General features: G+C 63.6%; 15 protein-coding genes. 8 read left to right on the forward strand and 7 right to left on the reverse strand.

From position 1 onward, the window contains the following. The first annotated feature begins 217 nt into the window (after positions 1-217). Complete coding sequence (locus tag R4P47_RS07295) at positions 218-493, forward strand: Lrp/AsnC family transcriptional regulator (protein WP_068052089.1); 276 nt, start codon at positions 218-220, stop codon at positions 491-493. Positions 494-505: 12 nt separating this feature from the next. On the opposite strand, the gene trpD is transcribed toward R4P47_RS07295, so the two are convergent. Together trpD and R4P47_RS07305 are read right to left on the reverse strand one after the other, a co-directional pair. Further along, positions 506-1567 carry an anthranilate phosphoribosyltransferase gene (trpD, locus tag R4P47_RS07300; RefSeq protein ID WP_317784396.1) on the reverse strand — a complete coding sequence of 354 codons (1062 nt, stop codon included), beginning with the start codon at positions 1565-1567 and terminating at the stop codon, positions 506-508. Between the two features lie 51 nt (positions 1568-1618). Then, a complete protein-coding gene (locus R4P47_RS07305; RefSeq protein WP_149406130.1) occupies positions 1619-2095 on the reverse strand; it encodes a hypothetical protein in 477 nt (158 codons plus the stop codon). Between the two features lie 151 nt (positions 2096-2246). On the opposite strand from R4P47_RS07305, the gene R4P47_RS07310 reads away from it, so the two are divergent. From R4P47_RS07310 to R4P47_RS07330, 5 genes are all read left to right on the forward strand, one after another. Further along, positions 2247-2858, forward strand: a complete 612-nt coding sequence (locus R4P47_RS07310; RefSeq protein ID WP_037192869.1) for a heme-copper oxidase subunit III — start codon at positions 2247-2249, stop codon at positions 2856-2858. An 83-nt stretch (positions 2859-2941) separates the two neighbouring features. Beyond that, positions 2942-3790 carry a c-type cytochrome gene (locus tag R4P47_RS07315; RefSeq protein ID WP_094640137.1) on the forward strand — a complete coding sequence of 283 codons (849 nt, stop codon included), beginning with the start codon at positions 2942-2944 and terminating at the stop codon, positions 3788-3790. Next, positions 3787-4998, forward strand: a complete 1212-nt coding sequence (locus R4P47_RS07320) for a ubiquinol-cytochrome c reductase iron-sulfur subunit (protein ID WP_317784397.1) — start codon at positions 3787-3789, stop codon at positions 4996-4998. The genes R4P47_RS07315 and R4P47_RS07320 overlap by 4 nt, the downstream gene beginning before the upstream one ends. Then, entirely contained in the window at positions 4995-6737 is a 1743-nt protein-coding gene (locus R4P47_RS07325; protein ID WP_317784398.1) for a cytochrome bc complex cytochrome b subunit, read from the forward strand. The genes R4P47_RS07320 and R4P47_RS07325 overlap by 4 nt, the downstream gene beginning before the upstream one ends. 240 nt (positions 6738-6977) lie before the next feature. Further along, positions 6978-7253, forward strand: a complete 276-nt coding sequence (locus R4P47_RS07330; RefSeq protein ID WP_068052101.1) for a helix-turn-helix domain-containing protein — start codon at positions 6978-6980, stop codon at positions 7251-7253. 171 nt (positions 7254-7424) lie between these two features. Here the strand turns inward: R4P47_RS07330 and R4P47_RS07335 are convergent, their stop codons facing one another. Further along, positions 7425-7841 (reverse strand): cytochrome c oxidase subunit 4, encoded by a 417-nt coding sequence (locus tag R4P47_RS07335; protein WP_068052104.1) that lies wholly within the window; start codon positions 7839-7841, stop codon positions 7425-7427. An 18-nt stretch (positions 7842-7859) separates the two neighbouring features. Beyond that, a complete protein-coding gene (locus tag R4P47_RS07340; RefSeq protein ID WP_068052110.1) occupies positions 7860-8939 on the reverse strand; it encodes a cytochrome c oxidase subunit II in 1080 nt (359 codons plus the stop codon). 222 nt (positions 8940-9161) lie between these two features. Between R4P47_RS07340 and asnB the strand changes: the two genes are divergently transcribed. Beyond that, on the forward strand, positions 9162-11090 hold the full coding sequence (gene asnB / locus R4P47_RS07345; RefSeq protein ID WP_317784399.1) for an asparagine synthase (glutamine-hydrolyzing): 1929 nt from the start codon (positions 9162-9164) through the stop codon (positions 11088-11090). Positions 11091-11184: 94 nt separating this feature from the next. Here asnB and R4P47_RS07350 read toward each other — a convergent pair whose 3' ends face one another. From R4P47_RS07350 to R4P47_RS07360, 3 genes are all read right to left on the reverse strand, one after another. After that, a complete protein-coding gene (locus R4P47_RS07350) occupies positions 11185-12159 on the reverse strand; it encodes a carbohydrate kinase family protein (protein ID WP_317784400.1) in 975 nt (324 codons plus the stop codon). 104 nt (positions 12160-12263) lie between these two features. Beyond that, positions 12264-12629: a HesB/IscA family protein gene (locus R4P47_RS07355; RefSeq protein ID WP_068052114.1), complete on the reverse strand. Its 366-nt coding sequence runs from the start codon at positions 12627-12629 to the stop codon at positions 12264-12266. Positions 12630-12693: 64 nt separating this feature from the next. Beyond that, the gene (locus tag R4P47_RS07360; RefSeq protein WP_317784401.1) at positions 12694-13767 is read right to left on the reverse strand and encodes a glycerate kinase; all 1074 of its coding nucleotides are present in this window, start codon (positions 13765-13767) and stop codon (positions 12694-12696) included. 100 nt (positions 13768-13867) lie between these two features. Between R4P47_RS07360 and R4P47_RS07365 the strand changes: the two genes are divergently transcribed. Beyond that, positions 13868-14527, forward strand: a complete 660-nt coding sequence (locus R4P47_RS07365; protein ID WP_068052118.1) for a DUF3043 domain-containing protein — start codon at positions 13868-13870, stop codon at positions 14525-14527. Positions 14528-14531: the final 4 nt, after the last annotated feature.

A 14531-nucleotide genomic window follows, 5' to 3' on the forward strand; every position in this document is an offset into this window, starting at 1 on the left:
GGAACGACCGTGGAGGTCAGGAGTGGAGCCTGCGGAACGACCGTGGAGGTCAGGAGTGGAGCCTGCGGAACGACCGTGGAGGTCAGGAGTGGAGCCTGCGGAACGACCGTTCAAGTCAGGAGTGGAGCCTGCGGAACGACTGTCGGGGCACGGCAGCAACTAGGGTCTGGGGGTAGCTCGCGTCGGAAACCGAGCTCGAGATGCTTGAGGAGCGCACATGATCAATGCCATCGTCTTGATCGACGCCGAGGCCGACTTGATTCCGGAAGCGGCGCAGGCCGTTGCGGATGTCGACGGGGTGTCGGAGGTCTATTCGTGTGCTGGCGATGTCGATCTGATCGCCATCGTGAAAGTTCGTGATCATGCGTCGATCGCAGAGGTCATCACCAAGCACATCAATCGTGTGCGGGGGGTGCGCAGCACCACCACTCACATTGCGTTCCAGTCCTATTCGAGTGCCGATGTCGAAGCCGGGTTCTCGATAGGCGAGTAGCCGCGCTCTTCGTCAGCCGGCGAGTTCGGTGGTGCATCGACCCCAGTCGGCGAGTAGCCGTGCTGCTGACCCGGAATCGATTGTTGTTGCGGCAGTGGCCAATCCGGCTTCGATTCGGGCGTGGAGGTCGTCGGACACGCCGTGGTGCGCTGCCATGGCTGCGGCGGCATTGAGCAGTACGGCGTCGCGGACGGGACCCTGTTCACCGGCGAACACTCGGTGCGCCACTGCTGCATTGAATTCGGCGTCTCCACCTCTGAGAGCTTCTATGGGCGCTCGGGAGATGCCGTAGTCGAGCGGGTCGATCGTCTCGACGGTCACCGAACCATCGGACACCACGTGCACTGTCGTGGTGGTGGACAGGGTGATCTCGTCCAGTCCGTCGTCACCGCGGACCACGAGCACCGAGCTGCCCCGGGCTGCGAACACGTCGGCGACGACGGGGACCAGGTTCTCGAACGCACAGCCGATCAGGCCTGCGCGTGGGCGCCCGGGGTTCGTCAGTGGCCCCAGCACGTTGAAGACCGTGGGGATTCCGATTTCCTTGCGCGGTGCGGCAGCGAAGCGCAGTGCGGGGTGGTGGATCGGTGCGAAGCAGAAGCCGATGCCGACCTGCTCGACGCTCGACGCGACTGCGTCGGCCCCGAGGGTCACTCGGACCCCCAATGCTTCGAGCACGTCGGTCGTGCCGCTCTTCGACGACGCCGCGCGGTTGCCGTGCTTGACGACTCGGATCCCGCTGGCAGCGACGACGACGGCTGCCATGGTGGAGATGTTGACGGTGTCCGCTCCGTCTCCTCCGGTCCCCACGACGTCGACGGCGTCGGTGTCGGTGTGCACCAGCACTGCGTGCGCCAGCATCGATTCGGCGAGTCCGTTGACCTCCGCCGGCGTCGGACCTTTCATCTTCAGCGCTACGCCGAAGGCTGCGATCTGCGCGGCTGTCGCGTTGTCGGCCATGATCTCGTCCATGACCCAGCCGGTGTCGGCGCTGGACAGGTCGGTGTGGTTCGTCAACGCGCCGAGGATTCGACGCCAGGTTCGCGGCTGTTCGTCGCTGATCGCTGCGGTCATGGTGGTTCTGCCGTGCCCTTCTGCCGTCGATGCACTCGGTGCGGTGGAAGCTTAGCCAGACGCTGCGTCGGGCTGCGCGGGCTGCAGTGCGTCCCAGCCGAGTACTGCTCCCCCTCGACGCTGCGCGAGGCCGGCCATGCGAGAACGCTCCTGCGAGCAGTGCAGAGCGTCGAGTACCTGAACACGTTGCAGAACCAGCGGCACGCCGTCTTCCACCCGAGGGCGGTAGCCGGTGCTCTCCGGTAGTTCGGCGGCCGGCCCCACCTCGTAGTCGTCCTGAGCCGCAACCGCTGCTGCGTCCTCGACTTGGTCGGAGGGCAACACGAGATGATGCCGCAGCACCACCTCCGCCGATTCCGTCCACAGCGGTCGGGTCCTCGCTGCTTCGTCGAGCACGGCCGAGCATGCCTGTGCATCGTCGAAGCAACTCGCCACTGTCACGAGGTCCTCGCGAGTGGGGTCCAGACGTTCGGCCGTCGATCGCGAGAACAGTCTCCGAAACCATCCACCTTCGGTGCGCTTTGCCATGAGGCCAGCCTTGCACGACTGGACCCTACCGGCCCGTACAGAGGCTCTGACCAGCACGGGAACAAGGACGTACGCGGATTCGTTCCGACACGACGCGCCAAGAGCGGACCCGGATATGCCTTCCGTACTACGACGGGTCATACTTCTCTTTGTGACGAGCGCTGTAGGGACTCAAGGATCGGCAATCACCCAACGCGTGCACTCGCTGAACCGTCCCAATATGGTCAGCGTCGGCACGATCGTGTGGCTGTCTAGTGAACTCATGTTCTTCGCCGGGCTGTTTGCGATGTACTTCGTCGCACGCGCCCAGGCGAATGGAATCTGGCCGCCGGAGCCGACGGAGCTGAACCTCGCTCTTGCTGTGCCGGTGACCGCGGTGCTGATCGCATCGTCGTTCACCTGCCAGCTGGGCGTGTTCGCCGCCGAGCGAGGTGACGTCTTCGGACTGCGCCGCTGGTACATCATCACTCTGGTGATGGGCGCGTTCTTCGTGGCCGGCCAGGCGTACGAGTACTACCACATGGTGCACGAGGGCACGACGCTCTCGAGCAGCGTGTACGGCTCGGTCTTCTACATCACGACCGGTTTCCACGGATTGCACGTCATCGGCGGACTCATCGCCTTCGTCTTCCTGATCACCAGAACGCTGGTCAGTAAGTTCACGCCCGCGCAGGCCACCGCGGCCATCGTCGTTTCGTACTACTGGCACTTCGTCGACATCGTCTGGATTGCCCTCTTCGCAACGATCTACTTCATCCGCTAGTGACAGTCAGCACACCAAAGATAACGAGCGAACGGAATCAGCCCCCGACGTTCGGTCCGTCCCGACACGACAAGGGATAGAAGATGAGTACATCTCCCCCAGCAGCATCCGACGACAACGCCGCCTCCAAGACGAGACGGCAGCGTAGGACGCGCCGACGCATCACCGGTGCTCTCGTTCTGATGATGGGCCTCCTGAGCGCAGGCTTCCTCGCCTCGGCTCTGACGCCGGCTCCTCAGGTCGCGACTGCCGATACCGATTCGGCAGCGCTGATCCGCGAGGGCAAGCAGCTCTACGACACGTCCTGCGTCACGTGCCACGGTGCCAACCTGCAGGGTGTTCAGGATCGCGGACCGAGCCTCATCGGCGTCGGCGAAGCAGCCGTGTACTTCCAGGTGTCGAGCGGTCGTATGCCCGCTGTTCGCAACGAGGCACAGGCGATGCGCAAGCCGCCGAAGTTCAACGACAAGCAGATCGACGCCCTCGGTGCCTTCATCAACGCCAACGGCGGCGGACCGACGGTCATCCGCGACGAGAACGGTGAGATCGCTCAGGAGTCTCTGCGCGGTGGCGACATCGGACGCGGCAGTGAACTGTTCCGACTCAACTGCGCTTCCTGCCACAACTTCACCGGTGAAGGTGGCGCTCTGTCCTCGGGCAAGTTCGCACCGTCCCTCGGCCCTGCCAACGAGCAGGAGATCTACACCGCGATGGTCACCGGCCCGCAGAACATGCCGAAGTTCTCCGATCGTCAGCTGACGATCGAGGAGAAGTCCGACATCATCGCGTACGTCAAGTCGGCCCAGGAAACGCTTCCCGCAGGCGGTTGGAGCATCGGAAGTTTCGGTCCCGGTACCGAGATGATCGCTATCTGGACGGTCGGCATCATCGCCGTCGTCGGAGCAACTTTGTGGATCGGAGCTAGATCATGACCGACGGCGATTCCGGCCGTAAGGACGCGGGCAACGACGACGAATCCGGACGCAAGGATGCGCCCGGTGCCGACGGCGTGAACGCGGACAAGAAGTACACCGACGAGGAACTCGCCGCGATGAGCCGCGACGAACTGGTCGAGCTCGGCACCAACCTCGACGGTGTCGATGTCGCTTTCCGCCGCAACCGTTGGGCTGTGGAAGGTACCCGCGCCGAGAAGCGTGCCGAGCGCAGCGTCGCGATCTGGTTCGCGATCGCCGGCCTCGCCGCTGTCGCATTCATCGGCATCTACCTGTTCTGGCCGTGGCAGTACTCCGGTATCGGCGAAGAGAACTACCTGGCCTACTCGCTGTACACCCCGCTCATCGGCGGCACGATGGGCCTGGCGATTCTCGCGGTGGGTATCGGCGCGGTGCAGTTCACCAAGAAGTTCATCCCCGAAGAGGTCTCCATCCAGGACCGTCACGACGGCGGCTCGTCCGAGATCGACCGCAAGACTCTCGTGGCTGAGCTGGGCGATTCGCTCGACACGTCGACCATCGGGCGTCGCAAGGTGATCAAGCGATCGCTCGTCTTCGGTGGTGGCGCGCTCGGCGTCATGGCACTGCTCCCCCTCGGTGGATTGATCAAGAATCCCTGGGCCAAGGGCGAAGATTCGCCGTTGTGGGTATCCGGGTGGACTCCTCGCTACGATGGAGAGACCATCTACCTCCGACGAGACACCGGGCGACCGGAAGATGTCGTTCTCGTTCGGCCCGAGGACTTGGACGCTGGTGCCATGGAGACCGTATTCCCGTTCCGTGAAGCGGACCGCGAAAGCGAGCACGATCTGCTCGTCTCGCTGCGTGGAGTTCGTAACTCGGTCATGCTCATCCGCCTTCGCTCTGACGACGCCAGCACGGTCGTCAAGCGCAAGGGTCAGGAAAGCTTCAACTACGGCGATTACTTCGCCTACTCGAAGATCTGTACGCACCTGGGTTGCCCGACATCGTTGTACGAGCAGCAGACCAACCGAATTCTGTGCCCTTGCCACCAGTCGCAGTTCAACGCGCTCGAGTACGGCAAGCCGATCTTCGGACCGGCTGCGCGTGCGCTGCCCCAACTTCCCATCACTGTCAACGAAGAGGGATTCCTCGTCGCTTCGGGAGATTTCACCGAAGCGCTGGGGCCCGCCTTCTGGGAACGTCGTCCGGAGCGTGACTCATGAGTACATTGCAAACCCTCGCCGCCAAGCAGGCCGACGGCGTAGACAGTCGTTACCACCTGGCGCCGGGATTGCGTCGCCAGATCAACAAGGTCTTCCCCACGCACTGGTCGTTCCTGCTCGGTGAGATCGCGCTGTACAGCTTCGTCATCCTGCTGATCTCGGGTGTGTTCCTCACCCTGTTCTTCGATCCGTCGCTCAGCGAGGTCGTGTACGAAGGTGCGTACACCCCCCTCAACGGTGTGACGATGTCCAGGGCATACGCGACCGCTCTCGACATCACGTTCGAGGTTCGTGGCGGTCTGTTCATGCGGCAGATTCACCACTGGGCGGCCCTGATGTTCGCCGCGTCGATCATCGTGCACATGATGCGCATCTTCTTCACCGGTGCATTCCGTCGCCCGCGTGAGGCCAACTGGGTCATCGGCTGCTTGCTGCTCATCCTCGCAATGTTCGAGGGTTTCTTCGGCTACTCGCTCCCCGACGATCTGCTCTCCGGCACCGGCCTCCGCGCCGCTCTCGGTGGCATCACGATGAGCATCCCGATCATCGGTACGTGGATGCACTGGCTCATCTTCGACGGTGACTTCCCCGGCACGATCATCATTCCGCGCCTGTACGTCGCGCACGTTCTTCTTCTACCGGCCATCATCCTGGCGCTGATCGCAGCCCACCTGGCCCTGGTCTGGTACCAGAAGCACACGCAGTTCCCCGGACCCGGCCGCACGGAGCAGAACGTCGTCGGCGTTCGTATTCTTCCGGTCTTCGCGGTCAAGTCCGGTGCTTTCTTCGCCGTCACCTTCGGTGTGCTGGCAGCAATGGGCGGACTCATCCAGATCAACCCGATCTGGAATCTCGGACCGTACAACCCGTCGCAAGTGTCGGCAGGCGTGCAGCCCGACTTCTACCTGATGTGGACCGACGGCATGGCACGACTGTGGCCTGCCTGGGAGATATACATCGCCGGGCGCTACACCATCCCGGCAGTGTTCTGGGTGGCAGTGATCATGGGTCTCGTCTTCACCGTGATGATCGCGTACCCGTGGATCGAGAAGCGTCTGACCGGAGACACTGCGCATCACAACCTGCTCCAGCGTCCCCGTGACGTTCCGGTGCGTACTGCGATCGGCGCGATGGCTCTCACGTTCTACGTGATCCTCACGCTCTCGTGCATCAACGACCTCATCGCCTACAAGTTCGACATCTCGCTCAACGCGATGACGTGGATCGGTCGTATCGGAATTCTCACCATGCCTCCGCTCGCCTACTTCATCGCATACCGATTCTGCATCGGACTGCAGCGCAGCGATCGGGCAGTTCTCGAGCACGGCATCGAAACCGGAATCATCAAGCGACTCCCGCACGGCCAGTACGTGGAAATCCACCAGCCGCTCGGACCGGTCGACGATCACGGACACCCGATTCCCCTCGATTACCAGGGCGCAGCCGTTCCGAAGAAGATGAACAAGCTCGGCTCGGCCGGAAAGCCCGGCTCGGGATCGCTGTTCAGTCCGGATCCGGTGGCACAGAGCAAGGCTCTCGAAGATGCCCTTCACAAGGGTGAACACGAGCAGCTGACGATGCTCCGCAACTACCAGGCGGGCATCCACGGCAACGGCCACTCGAACGGCAACGGCCACTCCAATGGCAACGGCCACTCGAACGGCAACGGCCATGGACTCCATTCGGATGAGGACACTGCCATCGCTTCGGGTCGAAGCGACAACGACAGAGAACGCTGACATCTGACAGAGTCTCGAAAAGGGCGACACCGGCAACGGTGTCGCCCTTTTTGTTGTCCCCGAACACCGATCCGGGCTGGAACACTTCGCATCACCCTCCGAGCAGCACGGCCGGCTCCTCAGCGGAGGAGGATCCGATGGCCCTCCCCTCCCCCACCGTCGGATGACCCATCCATATCCCAGATACGTCGCCCGTTCTCAGCTCCGGGGTTCGCGACGACCGGTATTACTATCGGTGTCATGGTCCGTGTTCCCCTCACCCCCGGCGAACTCGCCCGCGGTGCCAGGCTCGGCTCTGCTCTCCGTCATGCCCGCGGTGGCCGAACCATGACCGACGTCGCCGATACAGCAGGCATCTCGGTCGAAACTCTGCGCAAGATCGAGACCGGCCGAATTCCGACGCCGGCGTTCTTCACCGTCGCCGCGTTGTGCGGCGCGCTGAACATCTCCCTCGATTCGCTTGCCGATCAGGTGCCCCGTGCCGTTCGGTCCCACTCGGAGGCCGACGTTTCCTGAGGGTGCCACCTCGTTCACCGCTGCGCGCTCGACCTCCGCACGCTCGCTCTCAGTGTCACCTCACAGCGCCATGAGCGGACTATCCTGTTCGGCCTCTACTCGGCACAGCAGAAAAGGGCCCCGGTCGCTCGTGAGAACAACCGGGGCCCTTTTCGGGTGAAGCAGATGGAGTCAGTGGCGCTCGGCACCGACGTGGTACTCGAACACCAAACCTGCGGCCGCAGCGATGACGCTCACCACGCCGAGGGCGATGAGCCACGGCTGGAAGAAGGCGAATCCGATGGCGGTGATGGACGCGGCTCCTGCGAGCACGATCGGCCAGAAGCTACCGGGGCTGAAGAAGCCCAGGTCTCCTGCGCCGTCGCTGACTTCGGCGTCGTCGAAGTCCTCGGGTCGGGTGTCGAGGCGTCGTGCGACGAATCGGAAGTAGGTTCCGACGATCAACGTCAGACCGACCGACAAGAAGATCGCGGTGACTCCGGCCCACTCGACTCCTGTGCGGCTCAGGCCCGTGAACAACGCGTACACGATGCCGACCAGGAGAAAGAAGACAGTGAGGATTTCGAAGATCTTGGCTTCGATTTTCATATCAGCATGCTTCCTTGGTCAGTTGCCTTCAGCGACAGCGGCTGTGCGGAGGGTGCGGTCGGTCGAGAACGGAGCGGTGCTCGTTGCGAGGGGGCTTTCGCCGATGGCTTCGAGTGCCTGCGCGTTGGTCAGCGCGTCTCCGCCTTCGGACAGAGGCTTGCGCAGCTCGATGTACTGCTCGAACCGCTCGGGAGACACGGCACGAACCTCGAAGTTCATCATCGAGTGGAAGGTGCCGCACATTTCGGTGCACCGTCCGACGAACGAGCCTTCGCGTTCGATTTCGCTGATCTGGAAGACGTTGTCGGAGTGGTTCTCCTCGGGGTTCGGGAGAACGTCACGCTTGAACAGGAATTCCGGAACCCAGAATCCGTGGATGACGTCCGAGGACGCGAGCACGAATTCTATGCGCTTACCGGTCGGCAGAACCAGGACCGGGATCTCTTCGCTCGAGCCGACCGTTTCGATCTTGTTGTAGTGCAGGTACGACAGATCCTGCGTGGATGCTCCGTTGATCGGTCCCGGAACGAACTCGCCGTCCTCGCTGCCCTCGGCACCTTCGCCCGGGGTGGCAGCGGCCTCGGCTGCAGCCTGCTCCTCTTCGTCGGTGCCCTCGTACTTGGCGGCACCGTCCTTGAGGTCGATGGTGCGGTAGCCGAACTTCCAGTTCCACTGGTAAGCCGTGACATCCACCTGGACATCGGGATCGGCCTGCTTCTCGTCGACGTAGTTCTGCACCACGACGGTGAAGTAGAACAGGACGGCGATGATCACGAACGGAACCGCCGTGTAGAACAACTCGAGCGGAACGTTGTAGGCCGTCTGGCGAGGGAACTCCGGTGAGCTCTTCTTCTTACGGTGGAACAGCACCACCCAGAAGATCAGAACCCACACGATGATGCCCATGACCAGGGCGGCAATGACCGACCACGTCCACAGGTCGCCGATGCGTCGCCCCTGCGGGGTGACGCCCGAGGCGAAACCGAAATTGAGTACGTTGTCGCTGCTGATGGAACAGCCCGACAGCATCAACGCGGCTACACCGAGAAATGCTGTCAGCCCCGCTCGCCGAAGGATCCGACTATGCGCCACGTTCACGCCTTCCTGATTGCCCACCACTGAAGAATAAGGGCTTCCACATGGAGATGCCCGAGTACTACGCAGCGTAGACCAAAGCTGACGCGGAGCCACCCTTGGGTCGTTACCTAGGTTCGAGCGTGTCTGCGGCATACTCGGTTGCTGATCGACCGTCCCGCTGACGACACGCGGAGATCCGGCCCCCGGCATTGTCCCCAACTGCGAGAAGAGGTAGCAGACGCTGTGTGTGGACTGCTCGGAGTACTGACATCTCACGGAACGACCGCCGCCGGCGTCGAGCTGGTGAGCTCGGCGACTCATTGCATGCGCCATCGTGGCCCGGACGAGCCCGGTGGCACCTGGCACGACGACGACGTCGTCTACGGCTTCAATCGACTCTCGTTCATCGACATCGAACACTCGCACCAGCCGATGCGGTGGGGTCCGCCCGAGTCGCCGAACCGGTACGCACTGGTGTTCAACGGCGAGATCTACAACTACCTCGAGTTGCGTGCGGAACTCGCGCGCGACCACGGGGCAGAATTCGCCACCGAAGGTGACAGCGAGTCGATCGTTGCGGCATTCCACTACTGGGGCGCTGCCGCCGTGCAGCGTCTGCGAGGCATGTTCGCCTTCGCCATCTGGGACACCGAGACGCGCGAGATGTTCGTTGCACGCGATCCCTTCGGCATCAAGCCGCTGTTCCTGGCCACCGGTCCCGGAGGCACCGCGTTCGGTAGCGAGAAGAAGAGCGTGCTCGAGCTGATGGATCTGCTCGGCGTCGACACCGATCTCGATCCGCGTGCCATCGAGCACTACACGGTGCTGCAGTACGTCCCCGAGCCCGAAACCCTGCACGCAGGCGTTCGGCGGCTCGAATCCGGTTGCTACGCCACGCTGTCACCGGGCACGCCGCCGAAGGTCACTCGCTACTTCACCCCGAAGTTCCCGGTTCAGCCCTTCGCACCCGGCAGCGAGAAGGCGCGGTACCAGGAAATCGCCGAGGCACTCGAAGACTCGGTTGCCAAACACATGCGCGCCGACGTCACGGTCGGCTCCTTCCTCTCGGGCGGAATCGATTCGACGGCCATCGCAGCTCTGGCGATCCGTCACAACCCCGACCTGATCACGTTCACCACCGGATTCGAGCGCGAGGGCTACTCCGAGGTGGACGTGGCAGCGGAGTCGGCCGCGGCAATCGGTGCTCGGCACATCGTGAAGGTCGTCGGACCCGAGGAGTTCGCGGCGTCCATCCCCGAGATCGTCTGGTATCTGGACGATCCAGTGGCCGACCCCGCGTTGGTGCCGCTGTACTTCGTCGCCAAGGAAGCCCGCAAGCACGTCAAGGTCGTGCTCTCCGGCGAAGGCGCAGACGAGTTGTTCGGCGGCTACACCATCTACCGCGAACCGCTGTCGTTGAAGCCGTTCGAGTCGCTTCCCGCCTTCCTTCGACGTGCGGCCGGCTCGTTGAGCGAGCGAATCCCCGAGGGCACTCGCGGCAAGAGCCTGCTCAACCGTGGATCCATGACTCTCGAAGAGCGGTACTACGGCAACGCACGCAGTTTCAACGACGCGCAGTTGCGATCGGTGTTGCGCGAGTTCCGATCCGAGTGGACCCATCAGGACGTCACCGCGCCGATCTACGCGCAGTCGCAGGGATGGGATCCGGTGGCTCGGATGCAGCATCTGGATCTGTTCACCTGGTTGCGCGGCGACATTCTGGTCAAGGCCGACAAGATCACCATGGCCAATTCACTCGAGTTGCGCGTTCCGTTCCTCGACTCCGAGGTCTACAAGGTCGCCGAGAAGCTCCCGCTCGACCAGAAGATCACCAAGAGCACCACCAAGTACGCTCTGCGTCAGGCGCTCGAGGGAATCGTTCCCGGTCACGTACTCCATCGCGCCAAACTGGGATTCCCTGTGCCACTGCGCCATTGGCTGCGCGGACCGGAACTCTTCGATTGGGCGCACCAGCAGATCGCCGACTCGCAGACCGATCACCTGCTGAACAAGGCCGCCGTCGTCGCGATGCTGAACGATCACCGCGCCGGCAAGTCCGATCACAGCCGTCGACTGTGGACGCTGCTGATCTTCATGGTGTGGCACGGCATCTTCGTCGAGAAGCGCATCGTGCCGCAGATCGCCGAACCGGAGTATCCGGTCAACATCTGACCTGGCCGACCGTCCCCGCCGGATCAATGCGACTTTCGGTCGCTCGGAGTGCAACAAAGCCACATTGATCCGGTGGGCGAACGAACAACCTCGATCAGGCGGGGAGCAATGCCCCGATCTCCTCGCCCGCTTCGGCACCGTAGGCAGAGGTCAGACGCTTGATCGCGTCGTCGCGGTTGAGTTCCCACTCCTGAGTGCCGGTGGTCTCGAGCACCAGCACGGCCACGAGCGAACCGAGTTGCGCTGCACGTTCGATGCTGGCTCCGGCCATGTGGGCGGTGAGGAAACCTGCTCGGAAGCCGTCGCCGACACCGGTCGGATCGACCTTGCTCGTCTCTGGTACGACACCGATATGGGTGTGCACACCACCCTTTTCGACAATGTCCACGCCCCGCTTGCCCAGGGTGGTGACGCGCAGATCCACCTTGTCGGCGATGTCAGCGTCGGACATGCCGGTCTTCTGCTTGAGGAGCGCCCATTCGTACTCGTTGGTGAACAGGTACGCGGCACCGTCGATCAAGTCGGTTGCCTGCGCGGCGTCGAGCCGAGCGAGCTGCTGCGACGGGTCTGCCGCGAACGGGATGCCTGCAGCGCGGCACTGCGCCGTGTGCGCCGTCATCGCGTCGGGGTCGTTGGCACCGATCAGAACCAGGTCCATCGCGTGCTGCGCCGCGAGTGCCTCGATGGAGATGTCACGGGCCTCGCTCATCGCTCCGGGGTAGAACGACGCGATCTGCGCCATGTCCTCGTCCGTGGTGCAGACGAAGCGAGCAGTGTGTGCGGTAGCGGACACGCTCACACCACTGCAGTCGACGCCGTGCTCCTCGAGCCAGGTCCGGTACTCGGCGAAGTCCGGCCCCACGGCCCCGACGAGCAGAGGCGCACCGCCGAGAACTCCGAGTGCGTACGCGATGTTTCCGCCGACGCCTCCCTTGCGAATGACCAGATCGTCCACCAGAAAGCTCAACGAGATGTTCGAGAGCTGATCGGCGACGATCTGCTCGGCGAACCGTCCGGAGAATCGCATCAGATGGTCGGTCGCTATCGAGCCGGATACCGCGAGTGTCACGAAGGAAGGCCTTTCGGTTCGTAGATGCTGTGAAGTCGACGGGCAGACACGACTGTGACCGGTACACGCATGCGTGTACCGGTCACAGTCGAGTACGAGTCAGCTCAGTTGAACGAGTCGCCGCACGCGCACGATCCCGTGGCGTTCGGGTTGTCGATCGTGAAGCCCTGCTTCTCGATCGTGTCCACGAAGTCGATGGATGCACCCTCCACGTAGGGAGCGCTCATCCGGTCAACCGCGAGGGTGACGCCGTTGAAGTCGACCGCGAGGTCGCCGTCGAGGCTTCGGTCGTCGAAGAAGAGCTGGTAGCGCAGTCCTGCGCAACCGCCCGGCTGCACGGCGATGCGCAGCGCGAGGTCGTCACGGCCTTCTTGATCCAGCAGCGCCTTGGCCTTGGTCGACGCGGTCTCCGTCATGGTGACCTTGTGTGCCGTGGTTTCGGTCGTTGCGGTCTCATTCGAAACGGTCATGGGTTCTCCCTATCAGTCGTACAACCCGTGAATGACTCAACCGTACTCCCGGTCGCTCTATTCCTCACGCTCGCCGCCTCGCTCGCACACCGGTGTCGACCACGTCGGCCGCGACGCGCGCGGCCAACTGTTCGAGCTGATTCGCCGCATCCGACATCGCCAGATCGACCGAACCCGCGAACTCACTGATCGAGTGCGCAGCCGAGATGCCCGCCGACTCCAGTTCGTCCTTCGACAATGTGACCTGCCCCGCGAGCACGATCGTGTCGATGCCCGTCGCGCCGCCCGCGGCAGCGATTCTGGTCACCAGCTTGCCGCGCAGCGATTGCGAGTCGAATTTGCCCTCACCGGTCAGCACCAGGTCGACGGAGTCGAGCAGTTCCTGCTGCCCGGTTCGTTCGGCCACCACGACGGCACCGGGTAGCTGCCTGCCGCCGAGTGCGAACAGTGCCGCCCCCAGACCTCCTGCGGCTCCGGCTCCCGGTCGGTCTGCCACGTCGTAGCCGGCGGCAGAGAGCACTGCAGCCCAATCGGTGTTCGACTCCTCCAGCCGAGCGACGGTGTCTGCGTCGGCACCTTTCTGTGGACCGAACACTCGGGCCGCACCGGCGTCGCCCAGCAGCGGGTTCTCCACGTCCGACGCGGCGACGAGGTCGATGCCCGACAATCGCGCGACCGCCGATCCGAGTCCGCCCAGCGCACGAATCATCGCGCGCCCGCCGTCGCTGCAGCTGCTTCCACCGAGCCCGACGAACACCGTTCGCGCCCCGGCGTCGAGAGCGGCGTCGAGCAGCTGACCGACGCCGTAGCTGCTCGCCTTCAGTGCTGACAGTGGAGTGGGCGGGCCGTCGAGAAGATGCAGTCCGCAGGCCTGAGCCGATTCGATGTACGCCGCCGTACCGTCGAGCAGCCAGTGGGCTCGGACCGGGTTGCCGAGGGGCCCGTCCACGTCTGCGGTCTGCACATTTCCGATGCGCGAAGCCAGGACCTCGACGAACCCTGGGCCGCCGTCGGATTGGGGCGCGAGTTCGAGTTCGTCGGTCTCACGAACCGAGGCCCATCCCCTGGCGATGGCGTCGGCCGCGGCCGCGGCAGTCAAGGTGTCTCCGAACGAATCCGGCGCAATCATCACTCGCATCGTCGGAAGTCTAGGGCTGCAGCGCCGGAACGGCATCCGCTGTTTCGCCGCTGACCTGGCCGGTGTTCGTGGGCAACGGGCCATCCCATACTCTGAGTGCGTGAAGCTGCTACGCCGTGGAAACTCTGACAATTCGGACGGAAACGACTCGAACGAATCCGAGTCGACGACGGCCGGGAGCGACGCGACCCCTTCGGTGTCTCTCGGCAAGGGCCGGCCGACCCCCAAGCGCCGTGATGCCGAAGCTCGGCGTCGCGGACCGGTTGCTCCTGCTCCCCTGACGAGCAAAGAGGCACGCGAGCGCCGCAAGGCGAACAAGGGCAGCAAGGAAGACCGCAAGGCCGCCTCCAACGAGCGACGCGCCGCCGCAGCCGAACGACGCGCACGGATGCTGGCGGGCGAAGACAAGTATCTGCTCCCCCGCGACAAGGGTCCGGTGCGTGCATACGTACGCGACATCGTCGATGCACGACGCAACCTCGTCGGCCTGTTCATGCCGCTGGCGTTGATCCTGATCTTCGCGTTGTTCCTGCAGCCGCAGGTGCAGCAGTACGTCACCCTCGGCATGTTCGTGATGATGCTCTTCATGGTCGGCGAGGGCATCTACCTCGGCAAGATGATCAACAACAAGATCCGGGTGCGGTTCCCCGAGACCACCGACGGCGGTTTCAGGATCGGGTGGTACGCCTTCGTCCGTGCGTCCCAGATCCGCAAGATGCGCGCACCCAAGCCGCGAGTCAGCGCCGGCGAGGCCGTCTGACGTC

The sequence above is a fragment of the Rhodococcus sp. IEGM 1370 genome (genome assembly GCF_033142325.1).
Lineage (GTDB): Bacteria > Actinomycetota > Actinomycetes > Mycobacteriales > Mycobacteriaceae > Rhodococcoides.